Here is a 17,871-nt window from a genome sequence, read left to right as displayed (position 1 = left end):
CTTATTTACTATAATTGACGAAAAAGAGTATTTACAGCATCTTTATTCTAGGAAAAGTAGCTTAAAAACTATAAAGTAGCTAAAATTACTATGAATTTAGCCTAAATTCAATTAATAATCAAATTAGACATTGATATAAATTCTCGTACATAAAACAAAACAGCTATGTATAAAATTTAATGCATATTTTCTTTGCTGTATTAAATATTTTTTTAATATTCAGAAATAACTCTATGACTGCGATAAATCTAATTCTTTAGCTAGATGACAGCATTTAGAAAATTGATTGTTACTTTTTTAATCTAAAACAGCATAGTTATTATGAATTTTGTATAAAGATTATAAAAAAGAACGGATTAATATTGCAATAAAAATATAAACTTTGTAATAGTCAGATTTATTTTAAAAGTGTTCCCTTTGGCTCAAAAAGTATTTTATATCAGGTGTTAGCACAAATTAAGGCAATGAATAAGAAACAAGTTGAAGAAGTTGTTAAAGCAATTCTAGCCAGGAAATATTCGTGGGCTTGTGTTTTAATACTACGTTTTCATGGATACGATCCTATTGATTACATACCCTATCGCACTTACATACGATTACTTAAAGAAAATTATTTGACTCAAAACCGTGATGCAAAAGATACTGAGAACAAAACAGTAGATATTCGGAGATTTAAAGCAAAAGAAATGCATTTGGTCAACCAAGAAAAGGGTTAGTAACTGTTTGTTTTAAAATTAGTCTAATTCAAGTTTTTGTGAATACAAGTGTATTGTTAGTTGCTCTAGTATTTGCTTTAAGTAAGTCGGCACAAAGAAACTCAACTATGTTATGGAATAATTTTTGGCTCCACAGCCTTGCTCCTACTCCCTTCTCCTAATTACGATTTGGCTACACCGACTTACTTAGACGAGCGAAAAGAGTAAATTTGCTTGGTGAAAGAACAAGTTAAACTAATTCTAAAACAATCATTAGCTACAAACTTTGATGTTAAGTATAGGTTGTTGCAAAATGCCAATTTACTTTTTAGCGGATATCCAACTCGCTTTGTTTGTAAAATAAAAAACAGTCACGTAATCTGATATCTTAAACATATTAGATATAAGTAACTGCCTCGTGAATATGGTTTCCACGAATAATGCTTCAAAAAGGAATCCAACTCAAGCAATACCAGCTAAGATTTTTCATTGGATTAACATAGTAAGTCTGTTCGTTATGCTTACTAGCGGACTACAAATTTATAATGCTAATCCAGTTTTTGGTGGGCGTGGGGGTTTGCATATTCCCCCAATATTTACATTAGGAGGTTGGCTTGCTGGAGGTAGACACTGGCATTTTGCTGCAATGTGGCTATTTTCGCTGAACCTTTTATGGTATGGAATTTACGTACTGATTAGCCGCAGATGGCAACATCGGTTTGTCAGCAGCAAAGATTTAAAAGCCTTACAGAAAACCAAAAATTCCAAACGTTTGGTTTATGCTTGGCATCGCATAGCATATACAAGCATTATTCCGATTTTATTATTAGCTTTATTTACCGGAATAGGAATGTATAAACCCGCTCAATTTCCCTGGATTGTCAGCGCATTTGGTAGTTGGCAAGCGCTGCGAATTGTTCACTTTTCCTCAGTACCATTAGTAGTTTTATTTGCTGCAATTCACTCCTGGTTAGGAATGAAAGCAGGTGGAGAAAAGCTTACTGAATCGATGTTTTGGTAGTTAGTGGCAAAGTACTATTAATCAATATAACGGGTTTTCTCACAGACTCACTGTCTTGTTGCAAACTCCGAGCTAATAGCAAAAGTCCTATGAATCTAATTAGGACTTACGCAGTGAAACAGTAAATCAACGTTTTAGGCAATAGGGAACAGGGAACAGGGAACGGGGAACGGTAAATAAGGTATCACAGCCATTTTATATCTCTGAGTGCGTAAGTCCTGCTAATATCTTGCACCATTGTCACTAAGCCTAAATTATCGCCTTGAAATTGATTTCAAGGCGATAATACAAAGTACGTTAAAATGCACTAAAAGCCGATCAAAGTCGTCTTTAGACGACTTTGTTTGTGAGCCTGGGAATTTATTCCAAGGCGGTGTTGAGAATTGTGTAAGATGTAAGTAAGTTGGCGGAAATAAAACTAACTATGTAACGGAATGTAAAAGACCCGAAATCCTTGCGATTGCTTCGTCGTGCCTCCTCGCAATGACAAAGTACAGTTATGTTTATTTACACCCACCTACTTAAGATAAATAGGACTAAAATAATACCTTCAAAAATAATCGGGTAAAGCACTAGAAACCAAGATTCCTACGAAGCGAAACACTCCCACTATCTTTTTAACTTTTAACTAATCATTTCCTGTACCTACGTTTATCTAAACGTTCGTATTCTAAGTAATCATTGGGTAAACTTTCAAAAGTCACAAAATAATTTTGCTTCCACTCTTCAAGTAAATTATTAAACCAAATATCCGAAGGAATTAAATCGTGAGTAATAGTCTTCAGAAGGCATAATTTCAGCATAAACGGGAATTTTTAGAGTTTTTTCAAGCTGCGATAACGTGATTTCTAATTCTTTTTCGATGATGGGTTGCGCTGCGCGACAACACACCCTACATCGCACAAATCGTGTAGAGACGCGATATATCGCGTCTCTACAATTCCCTATTTCTTAGCTTGTAACTTAGGATAAGCAATTCGCTTGTGATGGAATTGCTGCCAGACTGTAACGAAGATTTCGGCGATTTTTGACATTTCTTGACGTGTTAAGCCCGAATCCAAGAGTTGATTATCTTTCCATCTTGCCCGTAAAATATTGTTAACCATATTCAAGGCTTTTTCTGGCGTGGCATCTCGAAGCGATCGCAATGCGGCTTCACAGGAATCAGCTAACATGACAATTCCTGTTTCCCGTGATTGGGGAGCTGGCCCATCATAACGAAAGTCCTCATCTTTGATCTGTAATGTTGGATCGTCCTTAGCTATTTGTTGAGCTTGATGGTAGAAGTAAGCAATTTGCATTGTTCCTTGATGCTCTGGAATAAACGCCTGTATTGCTGTGGGTAAACTATGCTTCCTTGCCATAGCTAACCCGGCGCTGACGTGCTTTTTAATAATATCGGCACTTATCCAAGGGTCATTTATTTCTGTATCATGTTTGTTAGGGCCACCCATCTGATTTTCGATAAATCCCATTGGGTCGTGCATTTTGCCAACATCATGGTACAATGTCCCTGCTCTAACTAATTCTACGTTGCATTTAAGTTCTTTGGCAGCAGCTTCAGCAAGGGTAGCGACAAACAAAGTATGCTGAAATGTTCCAGGAGCTTCTGTTGCAAGGCGTTTTAGTAGAGGACGATTAGGAGAAGCGAGTTCTGCCAATCGTATGGGAGTCACTAAGTCAAAGAGTTTTTCTAGATAAGGACTTAATCCTAAAGCAACGATACTCCAACCCAAACCCGATAAAGCTAATAATCCTGCTTCTTGAAACACAAGGTAAGAAGTCGAAGTGAATGCAGTGCCTAATAATACCTTTAATAATAAATAAACACCACCTTCAGTCAAAGAAATTCCAAATCCTAATACAGCCAATTCTTCACGAGAACGCAGTCGTTGTGCCATGCAACTACCGAGAATTCCTCCGGCGGCACCAGCTATAATCGCTGTTTTACCTACATCTAGGCTCATGGATAATAATAATGTAGTCAGCAAACCAGTAACTGTTACCCCTAAAGTAGGACCGTAGAAACTGCCTAAAAGCAAGCCTATTGCACTCCAAGTTGTAAATGGAATGCCAAACACTAGTAATGATGGACACGATAAAGCCAGCAATAATACTAACAATCTATCGCTTTGACGCAATCCCATTTTTAAACGCTTTTCTACCAAGGCATAAATGCCAATGGCTGCTGCAACAATGCTTCCCAGGATGCTTAAACCCAGCCAATTAATTTCTCGACGAATTAAATGATAATTTTCTAATACTGCTAAATTCCAAGGTGTAATATCTTGCCCTTTCCTGACAATTAATTCGCCTTTTTTAACCGTCACCATTACCGGCTGTACTTTGGCTGCTGCTTCTGAAGCTTGTAGTTCTGTTTGTTGTTCGTCTTTGCTTAGATTCGGTTGTAAAACGCTGACTAATAATTTGGTTGCCCAAGATTTACCGTATGAGGGTACTAATGATTCCGATTTCTGTAAATGCAGATTAATTACGTATTCTAAATTCTCAGAAGGTAGTCCTGGATGAATGCCTTGGGCTAAAATTAATTGGGCACTTTGTACTATACCCATTTGAATTTTTGACCATGCTTCATCGCCCAAATCTAGTATGGTAGTGTCGTCGTATATTATTCCTGCTGGCTTCTGCTTGTTAAATTCTGCGAGCTTTGCTTTAGCTTGAGCATATAGTTCTCGTTTCGATTCTATTTGCTTAATTAGCGATCGCAAATTTGTTAGGGAAGTTTCAGCACGATATAGCTGTAATTGATTTAACGCCTGTTTGAAGTTAGGATTTTGAGTAATTGTATCAATACCAGGAGTATCTCGAAGGCTGGTATCAGTTGTATTAGCGACAACTATAGGTTTTGGTTTTTGGTTTCTAGCAACATTTTGATTGCCGTCTTGTAAGGAAATCTTTAATTGATTCCATTCTTCTTCGGAAGCGGAACGTAAATAATTTTGTGTAGAAGGATCTAATACCTCAATATCAAAAAACGGAAAATTACCGGCAGTTTTGCGAACTTCGTTTCCTTGCTGTAACAATTGCTGTAAATTCTGTTCAACTGCTTCATTAACTCGCTTATCCACCATTAGCCATTGCCGAGAATTGTCTCTAGCGGCTTCGCGAAGTAATTCTGTTTTTTGTTTATCTTCTACTTGAGCAGTATATGGCGCAACAATCGTCTCGCGGGCTGTTGTTCCCTCTTGCAATTGCGGTTGGTTGTATAACTTATGTCCCATCACTCCTGTCATGGTAATCAAAGCAATCGCAAACACAACCAAAGAATGCTGAGGAATCAAGCCCCAAAAAGCTGCGTAAATACCACATTTTCCTTTAGCCGACTTTACCATTGAACTGGAGGTGAAGGGTTTTTTATACCGATTTGTCTCACCTGTTTTAGACAAATACCAGCGACGTAGCACTTTGTATCGTCTTCCCCAGTGAGCGACTTCTTGAGTTAAGGACTTAAAAAATGGCTGCGTTTTCATTACCTATGACCGCAGTTGCCTATAAGAATAGTTGAATACCAGATAATTCTGAACAGAAGTTCCAAGCTTCAAAGCTGCCATCATAGTTACCATTTAATCTAAATCCTGTGTTTACTCCGTATTAAGTATAGTTTTTTGGTCAAAAAAGTATAATTATCTTAACGACGCTAAAAGTACAGGGGGTGGACACTGAGTTGAACAACTGTAAATATAATTAACGCAAACGAATGATATACGGAGCTGCAATTGCCTCCAATGGGGATATTAAATCTCGATCTATCTCCTCTACTTCTATAGATTGTGGTATCACCCAATATGCTCCCGACCAAACAGCTACAACTGCATCAGCTAATTTTACCATTTGGGAAAAGCTAGTTAGTCCCCATTGTGCTAATTTTGCCTCATCTAACTCTAAGTGCCAAGTTATAGGTATACCAGCCATGCTGTTATAAGCTCCGGAAATTGCACCGGCGATCGCGCCGCAAACCCTTGAGTTATGTTGATTTTTGATAGCTTGCAAGCAAGTGAGGCGAAAATCTTCCTTTGTATTTACAAAGCAATAAAAAGCGGAGGCGATAATATTACTTATACTATTTTCTTTATCCAAGCAATTTTGTAATTCAGAATATCCAACATTATTAGCTATTAAGTTATTGACTTGTTGCAGTTTTTTTGGTATACCACTTGTAGTTTCGCCGATAAAGTAAGTAATTTCTGAAGCCAGTGTATTGGGATTAATTTTTTCATTTAACGATTGAGCGACGAGATAACATACAGTTAGTACTGCGTCTCGAAGCAAGGGATTATGACTTCTTATTGTTAAAAGTAAGTTTTCGCGTAGTTTTAAATGGTTTTCGTGAAAAAATAAGGCTACAGGCAAAGCTGTTGAAATAGAATTCAATAACATCAAGTCCGGTGGAAGTTCGGAATTCGCATCTGAGGATTGAAATTTATTCCATTCGTTTAAATCAAATCCACCTTGTGCAATCAGCATTTTGATACCTTGTACTGCTGCCGTGGAATATAATGGTTCTTCGTGTTCTGTAGTGGCTAAACTTTGTCCGAGCAAACCTCCGATTAAAGTACCCTGAATTCTACTTGTAAGTGAATAGCGCATACAGTGAATAAAGATCGAGTTAAATATTTAATATCTCTTATCTCTTATAACTACCAATTGCACAAACCCTAATTCTGGATAAGACTGACTTTTTTTGATAAATTCTGCTGTAGAAGGATAATATCCGCTAAAAACTAATATTATTAGTCTTATAAGGAAAATGCTGAAAACTCCGTGTGCAACAGAGCCGGAGATGAAAGCTGTTAGTAGGATTTATCCTACCTAAATATATCATATTCTCTAGCTACCTTAAGCTGAGTATGCTAGCATAAGATTATGATAATACTTGAGTTTAAAGTTAAAGCTAAACCAGTTCAGTGCAGCGCTATTGATGAAGCTATTCGTACTACGCAGTTCATTCGGAACAAGTGTTTAAGGTTCTGGATGGAGAACCAAAAAGTATCGAAATATGACCTCAATAAATATAGCGCTGTATTAGCGAACGAATTTAGCTTTGCCAACAAACTCAATTCAATGGCTCGGCAATCTGCGGCGGAACGAGCGTGGAGTGCAATTAGTCGTTTCTATGACAACTGCAAAAAGAAAGTATCAGGATTAAAAGGATATCCAGCTTTTCAAAAAAACAACCGTTCAGTAGAATACAAAACTACAGGATGGAAACTTGCGCCAACCCGTAAATCAATCACCATGACTGATAAAAATGGGATTGGTCGATTGAAGTTAATGGGAACAAGGGATTTAAATTTCTATCAACCTGACCAAATTAAACGAGTACGTTTAGTTAAAAGAGCAGATGGCTACTACTGCCAACTTGCTATTAATGTTGATCGACTTGTAGAAGTAACTCCCACACACCAAACAGTTGGGTTAGATGTTGGACTAGAAACTTTTTACACTGATTCTCTCGGAAATAAGGTAGAGAATCCAAGATTTTACCGTATAGGAGAGAAAAAGCTAAAGCGCAAGCAAAGACTTGTTTCTCGTAAAGTAAAAGGTTCTAGTAATAGAAGAAAATCTAGAGTCACATTGGGTAAAGTTCACCTCAAAATAAGTAGACAGCGTAAAGACCATGCCGTGAAATTGGCAAGGTGCGTAATCACGTCTAACGATGTTGTCGTCTACGAAGATTTGAGGATAAAGAACATGGTTAAAAATCACTGCTTGGCTAAGTCAATTAATGACGCTGGATGGTATCAATTCAGAGTTTGGTTAGAATATTTTGGTAAAGTATTTAAAAGAATAACTATTGCCGTTAATCCGCAATATACAAGTCAAAATTGTTCTAGTTGTGGTCTAATCGTCAAGAAATCTTTGTCTACTCGTACCCATGTTTGTCAATGTGGTTGTAGATTAGACCGCGATGAAAATGCTGCTATAAATATTTTAAATCAAGGAATAGGTACGGTAGGGCATATCGGAACCTTTGCAAAAGAAGATGCCTTTTCAACGCTTCTGGAGAATCGACCTCTACTTTAGTTGGAGAAATCCTGCTAGAGCAAGTTGGCTCATAGAAAGAAGAATCCCCTCGGCTTCAGCCAGGGGAGTGTCAAATCTGCCAGATACCGATGTTATATGAGAAATAATGCTTGTGGTTAATATTATTTATTAATATTCTTTCGACTCACTGTTGTCTATTGTCTATTCCCTATTCCCTTCTTAAAACCTATTTGTATAAATTTAAGATTTTCTGAGGTGATACACTAAAGCTTGCAATCCTAGAAGGTAGCTTTTCGCGCCAAAGCCGCTAATCTGACCGATCGCTACTGGTGCAATATATGAATGATGTCTAAATTCTTCCCTACGATATATATTGCTCAAATGTACTTCTATCGTAGGTAGATTCACTCCGGCGATCGCATCTCGCAGTGCTACACTCGTATGGGTGTAAGCTCCAGCATTAATAATAATACCCTGATGCTTAAATATTGCATCATGAATAGCATCCACTAAAACGCCTTCATGATTAGACTGCACGGCAGATATCCGAGCTGACAAAGAACGTCCTTCCTCTACTAACAGACGGTTAATGTCATCCAAACTGAGTGAACCATAAACTTCTGGCTCTCTTTGTCCCAACAAATTAAGATTCGGTCCGTGCAGCACTAAAATGCTTAAAGAAGGTTCAGAGCCTTCCCCAGCATTTGAGCTATCTACCACGACGAGAACGCCCATCTACAGGAATTGGAATTAATTCTGCTTCTGGCTCAGCTTCTGGCCCTAAAAGGGCATCAATCAGCTCGCGTGCTAATTCCTTAAGCTTTTCGAGTACCTTTTCGATATAATCCATTTAACTGAACGCTCCTGAGATACTAACTCAAAGTCAACTATCGACTACGGAGAAAATAAACCTGCTTTCCAGTACCGACGGTTGATAAATGGGTTAATCCTAACTTCCCTTTGCCGGGGAGCAAGTGATTACCAATAACCGCGATTTCTCCCTTTATTATTTTAGGTTATCACATTCGCCACGGGTAGGTCGGTACCGATTTTCTTAAGAAGTATTTTATGTTAGCGATAAGTAGGCGAATAGTTCACAATCAATTAAAAATCAATAGTCCAGAAGTATTAAAGTATCTGGACTATTGCATGGTAATGTCAGCAGTTCGCAGGTTAACTTGTTTCCGTTTTCTTTTTAGACTTAGTACTAGTGGTCTTACTATTCGTTTTAGCTTTAGTAGTAGTAGATTTTTTAGTACCTGAAGTTTTGGCCTTAGTTGTTTTACGAGTTGATTTACCTTTGGGTGCTTTACTGGCTAATAATTCCAATGCTTTCTCTAAAGTGATGCTTTCAACAGTTTCACCTTCTGGAATGCCAACATTGGTTTTACCATGCTTGATATAAACTCCATAAGGTCCTTCATAGACATTTATTGGTTCTTCAGTATCTGGATGAGAACCCAATTCCCGTAATGGCTTTTTCGATTTACTTCTACTACCCCGTCCTTTTTTAGGTTCGGACAATAATTCTAATGCTCTTGCAAAAGTGATGGTGAGTACATCATCACCTGCTTTTAAGGAACGGTAGTCTTTAGCGTCTTTAGCATTATGAACTACGTAAGGTCCGAAACGTCCCAGATTTGCTTGGATGCTAGCACCAGTTTCTGGATGTTCTCCTAATTTTCTGGGAAGCGCCAATAAACCAACGGCCATTTCTACCGTTACGTTTTCTGGATCTACTTTTTTGGGTAGTGACGCTTGTTTTGGTTTGGGATTTTCTTCGGATTTTTCGCCTAGCTGTACGTAGGGGCCATAAGGGCCAATCAACATGAAAATCGGCTGTGCGGTTTCTGGATGAATACCGACTTGATCGGGGCCTTCAGTTTTTTGTTTGAGTAGCTTTTCGACTTTTGCCGGGTCAAGATCGGCTGGAGTCAAGTCTCTGGGGATAGAAGCTGTAACTATATCATCGCCATTTTCGGCTTCTAAATAAGCGCCAAATTTACCAATCCGAATTTTGACATTTGGGATATTTAAATCTACCGTTCTGGATGTATTGATATCAATTTGGCTTTCTCGTTGCTTAACCAAGGTATCTAAACCTTGTTCCCCTAAATAGAATTTTTGCAGGTAAGGTAGCCATTCAGCTTCGCCTCTGGAAATATCATCAAGGGTTTGCTCCATTTTAGAAGTAAAGCTGGGGTCGATGATTTCGGAGAAGTGAGTTTCTAGTAAGTTGGTAACAGCGAAAGCTGTAAATGTAGGAATTAAGGCATTACCAGTTAACTGCGCGTAGCCTTTATCGATAATGGTACCGATAATACTGGCATAGGTACTGGGACGACCGATTCCTTCACTTTCTAAAGTTTTGACCAAAGTAGCTTCAGTGTACCTGGCTGGCGGTTGAGTTTCGTGACCTACAGTTTCAAGTTGTTGGCAATTTGGATTATCGCCAACTTTCAGGTTGGGTAAAATTACTTCCTTATCTTCAAGCGCTGCTTCTGGATCGTCGGAACCTTCTACATAAGCGCGTAAAAATCCAGGAAAATCAATTCGCTTACCAGAAGAACGAAAACCTGCATCTTCAACCTGCAAATGCATAGTGATTTGGGTTTGTCTGGCATCTGCCATCTGAGAAGCAACAGTACGTTTCCAAATCAAATCGTACAATTGCAGTTCCCTACCGCTCAACCCAGTTTCTTGAGGAGTGCGGAAACTGCTTCCAGCAGGACGAATTGCTTCGTGTGCTTCTTGAGCGCTCTTAGATTTTGTCGTGTATTTCCTCGGTTGTGGCGACAAAAATTCTTTGCCGTAAAGTTTTTCAACGCATTCTCTGGAAGCAGTTAGCGCTTGTTCCGACAAATACACCGAGTCGGTACGCATATAGGTAATATACCCCTGCTCGTAAAGATTTTGAGCAACCCGCATCGTATCGCGTGCAGAAAGCCGTAATTTACGGTTGGATTCCTGTTGCAAAGTCGAAGTGGTAAAAGGGGGTGCTGGTTTGCGCGTTACCGGACGTTCCTCAAGGTTGGCAACCTCCCAAGTTTTGTCAACTATGCGTGCTTTAAGAGCTTCGGCTTCTTCTTCGTTAAGCAGTACAACCTTACGACCTGCGGTAATTTGTCCGGTTGCGGCATCGAAATCGCTACCAGTTGCTAGCTTGGTTCCTCCCAAGGTTACTAATACGGAACTAAATGATTGCTCCTTATTAGATGCAGGATTCAAAATCGCTTTTAAATCCCAATAGGAACCTTGATTAAAAGCACGACGTTCCCGTTCTCGCTGCACTAACAATCGCACGGCTACAGACTGTACTCTTCCGGCAGACAAACCCCAAGCGATTTTCTTCCACAATAAAGGCGAAAGAGTATAACCTACCAATCGGTCTAAAATTCTTCGCGTTTCTTGGGCGCGAACCACTTGTTCATCTACATCGCGGGTATTTTTCAGCGCTTTTTTAATTGCTTCAGAGGTAATCTCGTGAAATACCATGCGCTTTGTAGGAACTTTCGGTTTTAACAGTTGGAATAAATGCCAGCTGATACTTTCGCCTTCGCGATCTTCGTCAGTCGCCAAAATCAATTCGGTTGCTTCCTTAAGCGCTTGTTTAAGCTGGGTAACAACCTGCTTTTTGGTTTTGGGAACTACATATAGCGGTTCAAAATTTGATTCTACATTTACTCCCAACTTCGCCCATTCTTCTCCTTTAACAGCGGCGGGAATTTCACTAGCGGACTGTGGTAAATCACGGACATGACCCATCGAAGCTTCTACTCGATAATCTGATGGTAAGTAGTTACGAATAGTTTTAGCTTTGGTCGGAGATTCGACAATAACGAGAGTTGACATGGAAATTTCAAGAAAAATATAGCTGCGAGGCTAAACAGTCAAAGTGAGACAATTGAGAGAAAAATGTCAATTAAACTACTGCTATCATGGGCAATAACTTTTATATAAAATGCCTAGCTTGATAAAAAAACCCTTTTTAATAGGGGTTTCAAACCCCGAGTTGTTTGTAAAAGGCAATTGTATTTACCTCCCAAAGGTAAGATAGTTTAAATCGGGTTCTCAACAAAGGCAGTCCTGTTCAATCTTTAACTTATATTGGACGTAATTGGCGACTACCATTTTTATTTATTTTTGTTTTAAGTTATAGAAACGCAGCACGATCGCACGAGGCAAATGCTTACCGGACAAGTGAAACAGAGATTTTTTAGAAGCATATTTTACAATTTTTCATAGTTAGCGATTTTTTGCCAATATCTAGCATTGTGCCAAAATACAATTTAACTACCAAGCGAGGAAAATCATGAAACCCTACCGTCAAGGCGATGTAATTTTACTTCCCGTCAAGCAAGTTGAAGGTAAAAAGAGTCTGCACCTGATTTTAGCCCAAGGAGAAGTGACCGGACATAAGCACCGTATTTCTGAAGGAGATGCACAGTTGTATGCAGAAGATACCAATCTATATTTAAGTGTTTTTTCCGAAAAAGCAAAGCTAGTTCATGAAGAACATGGTTCAATTTGTGTGCCTCAAGGAAACTGGAAGGTCTTAATTCAGCGCGAATATGAACCCGAAGGATGGCGATACGTTGCCGATTAAGTTGTTAATAAAACTGTCTTTGATCGCCGTTGTAGTGCAGAAGTTTGATTTGTTAGCTTTTGTCAATACAACTTTACTCATGTTTAATAAAAATTTTCATCTATTAACCGGAATATTGCCGCTTGTTAATCATCAATCGATTACTTTAAACCTAAGTTGTATTTACAGCTTGAGTAATTATGCCCCATAACCACCCTCTTAATTTAGAAGCCAGTACCGATTACTATCTAACCTATAACTCAAATAAGCCATTATTTAAACCATTTATTAAATTAAGCAAAGTTATTACCAGAAATTAAGTTAAATTAAATTAAATTAAATTATCAAAATTATAGTTAAAACTAATAGTTCTTTTAACCTTGGGTAATTAACGAAAAAGAATAGGTTTAGGAGCGCAAAAAAGTTGTGGTAGGATAATCCAGGAGAAGTACGTTCGGTGATTGCGTTCTTGTTATTAAGTAAAAGTCGCAATCAACTTTCCGGATGTCCCCTCTGCACGGTTGGATTCTGGAGAGTCTCATGTCAATATACGTTGGAAATTTATCATACGATGTTACTCAGGAAGACCTTAGTAAGGTATTTGCCGAGTACGGTAGTGTGAAGAGCGTTCAGTTACCTACCGATCGCGAGACTGGCAGGGCTAGAGGTTTTGGTTTTGTCGAAATGGAATCAGAAGACGCAGAAAGTTCAGCTATTCAAGCCTTAGATGGGGCTGAATGGATGGGTCGCGCAATGAAGGTTAATAAAGCAAGACCGCGAGAAGACCGAGGTAACAGACGCTCTGGTGGTGGAAATTGGGGTTAACGATTGCCCGCACGGCTACATAACGTAAGACTTCGGTAATGGTAATAAAATATTAACCGCGATCGCTTGCCTTTTCTAACAATACTTATCTGCTTTCACAAAACATAGTTGGTAACAGGTTGTAAACTGAAATCGTAAAATAAAGATTAACAGCATCATCGCAGTATTTTTTATTACGCCATTTCACCGAATTTTTATTAGCGGTAGCGTCATTACAAATCAAAATATACCTTACTACGTTGCAATGCAACGTCTTTATCAATAGACATCTCCGGAAAAGATTTATATGGTTTAATTTTAGACACCAAGCTAACCCCCCCTGCCCCCTTCCCTACGTTCGCGGAGCGTGTCCTCTTAGGACATAGGAAGGGGGGTTTTAAAGCCTCTCCCCCTGTGGGGGGAGAGGTTCGGAGAGGGGTCTTTTTCTTTTTCGGAGATGTTTAATACAAGTATTTTTTTATTAGGGGCAACCTATAGTCAAAATGCCCCTAATTATTTTTCTTATACCAAATCTGTATGAGGTTGCGCCCTTCTCATCCGCAGCCTAGAAAGCTGGGGCTATTAAAACTAAGCCCCTCCGGCTTCACACTCCCCTCAACGAGGCGAGCCCGCGCACGGGGGTGATTCACCGTCTGCACGGGCTAAATTAAGCGCATCTTTATAAATAAATGTATTATTACAAAATATTAATTAACAAAGCTATAACTGTAACAGGACTTAAGTATTTAGATATATAAAATGGCTGTAATACCCTATTTCCTATTCCTAGATCCGGCGTTCCCTATTGCCTCAAACGTTGATTTTTTTGTTTCACTGCCTAAGTCTTATATAATTTACGATCGCGCAATATCATAAAATTGATCCTTGTCAATATTCCTACTTAATTATTACAATAATTTCAAATTTAACTTACGTTCTTTTATCTAAGTAAGCATCTTAAATTTATACTTTTTTTGCAAATAAAGAATATTGTTGATTATATAAATAATTTGATATTAATCGAATAAAAAAACTATGCCATATCCGAAAGTAACGCTGATAGTTGTGCCAAATCAATGCTTTAACTATACGCAAAAGTCACTAGAAAGTATTTATCAATACACAGATATTCCTTTTAAATTAATTTATGTAGATGGTTACTCACCGTCTAAAGTCAAACAGTATCTTGAAGTACAATCTCAAGAAAAAGGATTTCGCTTAATACGTACAGAGAAATATGTATCTCCGAATCACGCCCGTAATATCGGTTTACAACACGTAGATACCGAATATGTTGTTTTTATCAATAATGATGTTTTAGTCACTACTGATTGGTTAAATAACCTAATGCAATGCGCTCAAGAAACTGGCTCTCCAGTTGTTAGTCCCGTTTGCTTGCAGGGAACATTGGAAAATATGAATATCCATTCTGCTGGCGGTTGTTTGGAGTTTCAGTACAAGGATGGAAACTTAGATTTATTTGAGAAAAGGACATTTGTCAAGAATTCTTTTGATCGAGTGCAACCTTTGCTGAGCCGCAAACCTACGCAAATAATAGATTTTAATTGTGTTTTAGTACGTACATCTTTTCTAAGTAAAATAGACAAATTAGATGAAGATATAGTTAACTTTGCTCAAGACATTGATTTTTCTTTATCAGTGTTTGCAGTGGGTGGAACTATTTATTTAGAGCCAGAAAGTATTGTTAATTATCTTCCGGTTGCAGAATTGAAGTTTTCAGATATGCCTTATTATTTATTAATTTGGAATTATGTTTGGAAGCGCAAAAGTATAAATTATTTCCAGGAGAAATGGGGTTTAGCTAAAGATGCAAAATTTATCAGTGATGCCCTTGGACAAATAAGCGAGGATACAACTTTACCAGTGCGATCGCTCTTAGAATTAACTAAACAGTTGTATGTGAATGAAGGCGATCGCATAAATCCGAAAAATTTTAAACGCTCTTAGTTGACTTGGCGGTTGAAACCGCTTCTACACAAGCAAAGTTTACCTGCGTGGACTGTTAAAAGCTACCACTTCAAAAACGCTGCATCAATTCCGTCTTGTCGTCTAATTTTGCCATCTTTTTCAAACCAAGCAATAATTTGCTGTGCAGTTAATCCTTCAATAGCAATATTGTTTTCTTTGGCTATCTGTTGCAATACTCTTAACGAAGAAATTGTCAATCGAGTTAGAAATTTCTCTGGAGAAGAAAGCAAAGCAGCATCAACTTTTGCTGATTCTTCTGAAGATAAAAATTGTGTTGTTGGTTGCTGTTGAAATTCCATAATCTATATCTATATTAATAATCGGCATTCGGAATTGGGCATCGGGCATCGGGCATCGGATATTTTAAGGCGATACCGGGGCGTGAGCTTAGTCTAACGACTCACTTCTAACTTTTAACTCCTAACTAGTTCTTCGCCTGTATTAAATAACCACACCTGTGTTCGCCATCAATTATCCAATGGGTACGTTCTACCGTACAGTCGGGTAAAACGGCAGCAAACATTTCTAATTCATGCCCGCAAACGCTGGGGAATGATTCTGCGACGTTGGAAATCGCACAATTATGTTCTAAAAAAATAAATTTATTTTGTATTTCTGGGTCTGAAGTTTCTACAGGATAATATTCTGCCATAAAACCTTCAACTTTTCTCAATTCCACTAGCGTAGCTACTCTTTGCTGAAGAGAACCCTTAGCCAAATGTTGCTGATATTCTTCGGCTTTACGCTGCCATTGTTTTTGTAAAATCGAACTTACCTGGTCTCGTCCTACTGTTTCTGTTAAAGTATCTAATAAGGAAACGGTAAATTTACCATAGCTATCCCCAATTTCTCGACGCAGGCGCTCTTTTCCCTTGTCGCTCAATCGATAAACGTGTTGAGGTCGTCCCATCCCTATTTGTTCGGAGGAATAACTTATTAACTCTTCACCCTCCAAATCTTTTAGATGACGACGAATCGCTTGGGGACTAACTTTTAAGGCTTCCGAAAGCTGTAAAGCATTAGCCTGAACTTCTTTTAGCAGATATTTCAAGATATCTTGTTTGGTTGAGGACTGGTGGGTAGTTTCCATCGTCGTCCTAAAAATATTAAAGAAAATTTCACTTTGACAACATTATTGTTGTTAATCTAGCGTAAAATGAAGATACATTAAAACAACTTGGCTGTTGTTTTAGTCTTCATCATTATTGTAACAGTCACGTGGCTCACAGTCACGTTTGGGTCGGAATTAGCTATTTTATAGCCCGTCTCCCAGCCTTAAAGAGAGAACAAGCGAAGCGAACGCAAGAGAATATTAGCGATGAGTGCTACAGCAAAAACCTTAGTCAACCAGCCTTACAAATATGGCTTTATTACAGACATTGAGACAGATAGTATACCTCGCGGTTTAAGTGAGGACGTGATTCGCGTAATTAGCGCGAAGAAAAACGAGCCGGAATTTATGCTGGAGTTTCGCCTTAAAGCTTACCGTCAGTGGCTTAAAATGACGGAACCTGATTGGGCTAGCGTTGGCTATCCTAAAATTGATTATCAAAATATTATTTATTATTCAGCACCAAAGCAAAGCGCTAAGAAGCAGAGTTTAGATGAAGTAGATCCAACTTTATTGGAAACCTTTGAGAAATTGGGTATTCCTTTATCGGAACAGAAACGTTTGGCGAATGTTGCTGTAGATGCAATTTTCGATAGCGTATCTGTAGCAACCACTTTTAAAGAAAAGCTGGCAGAAGAAGGTGTTATTTTCTGTTCTATTTCCGAAGCGTTGCAGAAACATCCAGAATTAATCAAGAAGTATCTTGGAAGCGTGGTTCCCGTTGCCGATAATTACTTTGCGGCTTTGAATGCTGCGGTTTTCAGCGATGGTTCTTTCGTCTTTATTCCTAAAGGTGTAAAATGCCCGATGGAATTATCTACTTATTTTCGGATTAATAACGGTGATACCGGACAGTTTGAACGAACTTTGATTGTTGCCGAAGAAGACAGCTATGTGTCTTATTTGGAAGGCTGTACCGCGCCAATGTACGACAGCAATCAGTTACACGCCGCTGTTGTGGAACTGGTAACGCTGGATAATGCCGAAATTAAATACTCTACCGTACAAAACTGGTACGCCGGAGATGAAAACGGCAAAGGTGGTATTTACAACTTTGTAACCAAACGTGGTTTGTGTAAAGGGAAAAATTCCAAAATATCTTGGACTCAGGTAGAAACTGGTTCAGCTATTACTTGGAAGTATCCGAGTTGCGTCTTAGTCGGCGATAATTCCGTGGGTGAATTTTATTCGGTTGCGCTGACTAATAATATGCAGCAAGCCGACACCGGAAGCAAAATGGTTCACGTGGGTAAAAATACTCGTTCTACAATTATTTCTAAAGGAATTTCTGCGGGTAAATCCAGTAACAGCTATCGGGGTTTGGTGAAGATTAATCCGAAAGCTGATGGGGCAAGAAATTATTCTCAATGCGACTCAATGTTGATTGGAGATAATGCCCATGCCAACACTTTCCCTTATATTCAAGTGCAGAATAATAAAGGAAAAGTAGAACATGAAGCTTCTACTTCCAAGATTGGGGAAGATCAATTATTTTACTTCTCTCAACGAGGCATTTCCACAGAAGATGCGATCGCGATGATGATTAGCGGTTTTTGTAAAGATGTGTTTAATCAGCTACCAATGGAATTTGCCGTAGAAGCCGATAAATTATTGAGCTTGAAGTTAGAAGGAAGTGTTGGTTAGTTTGTAGTAGCGCTTC

14 protein-coding genes and 1 pseudogene are annotated in these 17,871 nt (G+C 38.5%); 7 read left to right on the top strand and 8 right to left on the bottom strand.

All coding sequences use genetic code 11. From position 1 onward, the window contains the following. Window positions 1-464 precede the first annotated feature (464 nt). Window positions 465-716, top strand: a complete 252-nt coding sequence (locus ACM03V_RS18970) for a HetP family heterocyst commitment protein (protein ID WP_414622350.1) — start codon at window positions 465-467, stop codon at window positions 714-716. Window positions 717-1,119: 403 nt separating this feature from the next. Next, window positions 1,120-1,716: a cytochrome b/b6 domain-containing protein gene (locus ACM03V_RS18965; RefSeq protein WP_414622349.1), complete on the top strand. Its 597-nt coding sequence runs from the start codon at window positions 1,120-1,122 to the stop codon at window positions 1,714-1,716. 632 nt (window positions 1,717-2,348) lie between these two features. Here ACM03V_RS18965 and ACM03V_RS18960 read toward each other — a convergent pair. The 3 genes from ACM03V_RS18960 to ACM03V_RS18950 form a co-directional block, all read right to left on the bottom strand. Then, on the bottom strand, window positions 2,349-2,519 hold the full coding sequence (locus ACM03V_RS18960; protein ID WP_414622348.1) for a hypothetical protein: 171 nt from the start codon (window positions 2,517-2,519) through the stop codon (window positions 2,349-2,351). Between the two features lie 141 nt (window positions 2,520-2,660). Continuing rightward, window positions 2,661-5,207 carry an HD family phosphohydrolase gene (locus tag ACM03V_RS18955; protein WP_414622347.1) on the bottom strand — a complete coding sequence of 849 codons (2,547 nt, stop codon included), beginning with the start codon at window positions 5,205-5,207 and terminating at the stop codon, window positions 2,661-2,663. Between the two features lie 214 nt (window positions 5,208-5,421). Further along, window positions 5,422-6,324 (bottom strand): ADP-ribosylglycohydrolase family protein, encoded by a 903-nt coding sequence (locus tag ACM03V_RS18950; RefSeq protein WP_414622346.1) that lies wholly within the window; start codon window positions 6,322-6,324, stop codon window positions 5,422-5,424. Window positions 6,325-6,600: 276 nt separating this feature from the next. On the opposite strand from ACM03V_RS18950, the pseudogene ACM03V_RS18945 reads away from it, so the two are divergent. Further along, a pseudogene (locus ACM03V_RS18945) lies at window positions 6,601-7,796 on the top strand (RNA-guided endonuclease InsQ/TnpB family protein). A 166-nt stretch (window positions 7,797-7,962) separates the two neighbouring features. Here ACM03V_RS18945 and aroQ read toward each other — a convergent pair. From aroQ to topA, 3 genes are all read right to left on the bottom strand, one after another. After that, complete coding sequence (gene aroQ, locus ACM03V_RS18940; RefSeq protein ID WP_414622345.1) at window positions 7,963-8,457, bottom strand: type II 3-dehydroquinate dehydratase; 495 nt, start codon at window positions 8,455-8,457, stop codon at window positions 7,963-7,965. Next, window positions 8,432-8,572: a hypothetical protein gene (locus ACM03V_RS18935; RefSeq protein ID WP_015122728.1), complete on the bottom strand. Its 141-nt coding sequence runs from the start codon at window positions 8,570-8,572 to the stop codon at window positions 8,432-8,434. The genes aroQ and ACM03V_RS18935 overlap by 26 nt, the downstream gene beginning before the upstream one ends. Before the next feature lie 323 nt (window positions 8,573-8,895). Beyond that, window positions 8,896-11,574: a type I DNA topoisomerase gene (topA, locus tag ACM03V_RS18930; RefSeq protein WP_414622344.1), complete on the bottom strand. Its 2,679-nt coding sequence runs from the start codon at window positions 11,572-11,574 to the stop codon at window positions 8,896-8,898. A 460-nt stretch (window positions 11,575-12,034) separates the two neighbouring features. Between topA and ACM03V_RS18925 the strand changes: the two genes are divergently transcribed. The 3 genes from ACM03V_RS18925 to ACM03V_RS18915 all read left to right on the top strand — a co-directional run bounded on the left by ACM03V_RS18925 (window position 12,035) and on the right by ACM03V_RS18915 (window position 15,079). After that, a complete protein-coding gene (locus ACM03V_RS18925) occupies window positions 12,035-12,328 on the top strand; it encodes a hypothetical protein (protein WP_414622343.1) in 294 nt (97 codons plus the stop codon). Window positions 12,329-12,847: 519 nt separating this feature from the next. Next, entirely contained in the window at window positions 12,848-13,132 is a 285-nt protein-coding gene (locus ACM03V_RS18920; RefSeq protein ID WP_414622342.1) for an RNA recognition motif domain-containing protein, read from the top strand. 1,014 nt (window positions 13,133-14,146) lie between these two features. Continuing rightward, on the top strand, window positions 14,147-15,079 hold the full coding sequence (locus ACM03V_RS18915) for a glycosyltransferase family 2 protein (protein WP_414622341.1): 933 nt from the start codon (window positions 14,147-14,149) through the stop codon (window positions 15,077-15,079). Window positions 15,080-15,141: 62 nt separating this feature from the next. On the opposite strand, the gene ACM03V_RS18910 is transcribed toward ACM03V_RS18915, so the two are convergent. Both ACM03V_RS18910 and sufR read right to left on the bottom strand, forming a co-directional pair. Next, window positions 15,142-15,399, bottom strand: coding sequence for a hypothetical protein (locus ACM03V_RS18910; protein WP_414622340.1), 258 nt, complete (start codon window positions 15,397-15,399; stop codon window positions 15,142-15,144). Window positions 15,400-15,524: 125 nt separating this feature from the next. Next, window positions 15,525-16,190: an iron-sulfur cluster biosynthesis transcriptional regulator SufR gene (gene sufR, locus ACM03V_RS18905; RefSeq protein WP_414622339.1), complete on the bottom strand. Its 666-nt coding sequence runs from the start codon at window positions 16,188-16,190 to the stop codon at window positions 15,525-15,527. Window positions 16,191-16,418: 228 nt separating this feature from the next. Here sufR and sufB point away from each other — a divergent pair, with 228 nt between their 5' ends. After that, on the top strand, window positions 16,419-17,855 hold the full coding sequence (gene sufB, locus ACM03V_RS18900; RefSeq protein ID WP_414622338.1) for a Fe-S cluster assembly protein SufB: 1,437 nt from the start codon (window positions 16,419-16,421) through the stop codon (window positions 17,853-17,855). The last annotated feature ends 16 nt before the right edge of the window (window positions 17,856-17,871 follow it).

This window comes from Calothrix sp. CCY 0018 (assembly GCF_963920925.1).
In the GTDB taxonomy this organism is placed as follows: Bacteria; Cyanobacteriota; Cyanobacteriia; order Cyanobacteriales; family Nostocaceae; genus Rivularia.
Note: the sequence above shows the minus strand (reverse complement) of the source record. Positions and strands in the feature narration are given on the sequence as shown.

Coding starts and splice junctions, on each gene's coding strand:
- ACM03V_RS18925 (WP_414622343.1), top strand. CDS start 12,035: ATGAAACCCTACCGTCAAGGCGATGTAATTTTACTTCCCGTCAAGCAA.
- sufB (WP_414622338.1), top strand. CDS start 16,419: ATGAGTGCTACAGCAAAAACCTTAGTCAACCAGCCTTACAAATATGGC.
- ACM03V_RS18935 (WP_015122728.1), bottom strand. CDS start 8,572: ATGGATTATATCGAAAAGGTACTCGAAAAGCTTAAGGAATTAGCACGC.
- ACM03V_RS18915 (WP_414622341.1), top strand. CDS start 14,147: ATGCCATATCCGAAAGTAACGCTGATAGTTGTGCCAAATCAATGCTTT.
- ACM03V_RS18960 (WP_414622348.1), bottom strand. CDS start 2,519: ATGCTGAAATTATGCCTTCTGAAGACTATTACTCACGATTTAATTCCT.
- ACM03V_RS18955 (WP_414622347.1), bottom strand. CDS start 5,207: ATGAAAACGCAGCCATTTTTTAAGTCCTTAACTCAAGAAGTCGCTCAC.
- topA (WP_414622344.1), bottom strand. CDS start 11,574: ATGTCAACTCTCGTTATTGTCGAATCTCCGACCAAAGCTAAAACTATT.
- sufR (WP_414622339.1), bottom strand. CDS start 16,190: ATGGAAACTACCCACCAGTCCTCAACCAAACAAGATATCTTGAAATAT.
- ACM03V_RS18950 (WP_414622346.1), bottom strand. CDS start 6,324: ATGCGCTATTCACTTACAAGTAGAATTCAGGGTACTTTAATCGGAGGT.
- ACM03V_RS18970 (WP_414622350.1), top strand. CDS start 465: ATGAATAAGAAACAAGTTGAAGAAGTTGTTAAAGCAATTCTAGCCAGG.
- ACM03V_RS18910 (WP_414622340.1), bottom strand. CDS start 15,399: ATGGAATTTCAACAGCAACCAACAACACAATTTTTATCTTCAGAAGAA.
- ACM03V_RS18965 (WP_414622349.1), top strand. CDS start 1,120: ATGGTTTCCACGAATAATGCTTCAAAAAGGAATCCAACTCAAGCAATA.
- ACM03V_RS18920 (WP_414622342.1), top strand. CDS start 12,848: ATGTCAATATACGTTGGAAATTTATCATACGATGTTACTCAGGAAGAC.
- aroQ (WP_414622345.1), bottom strand. CDS start 8,457: ATGGGCGTTCTCGTCGTGGTAGATAGCTCAAATGCTGGGGAAGGCTCT.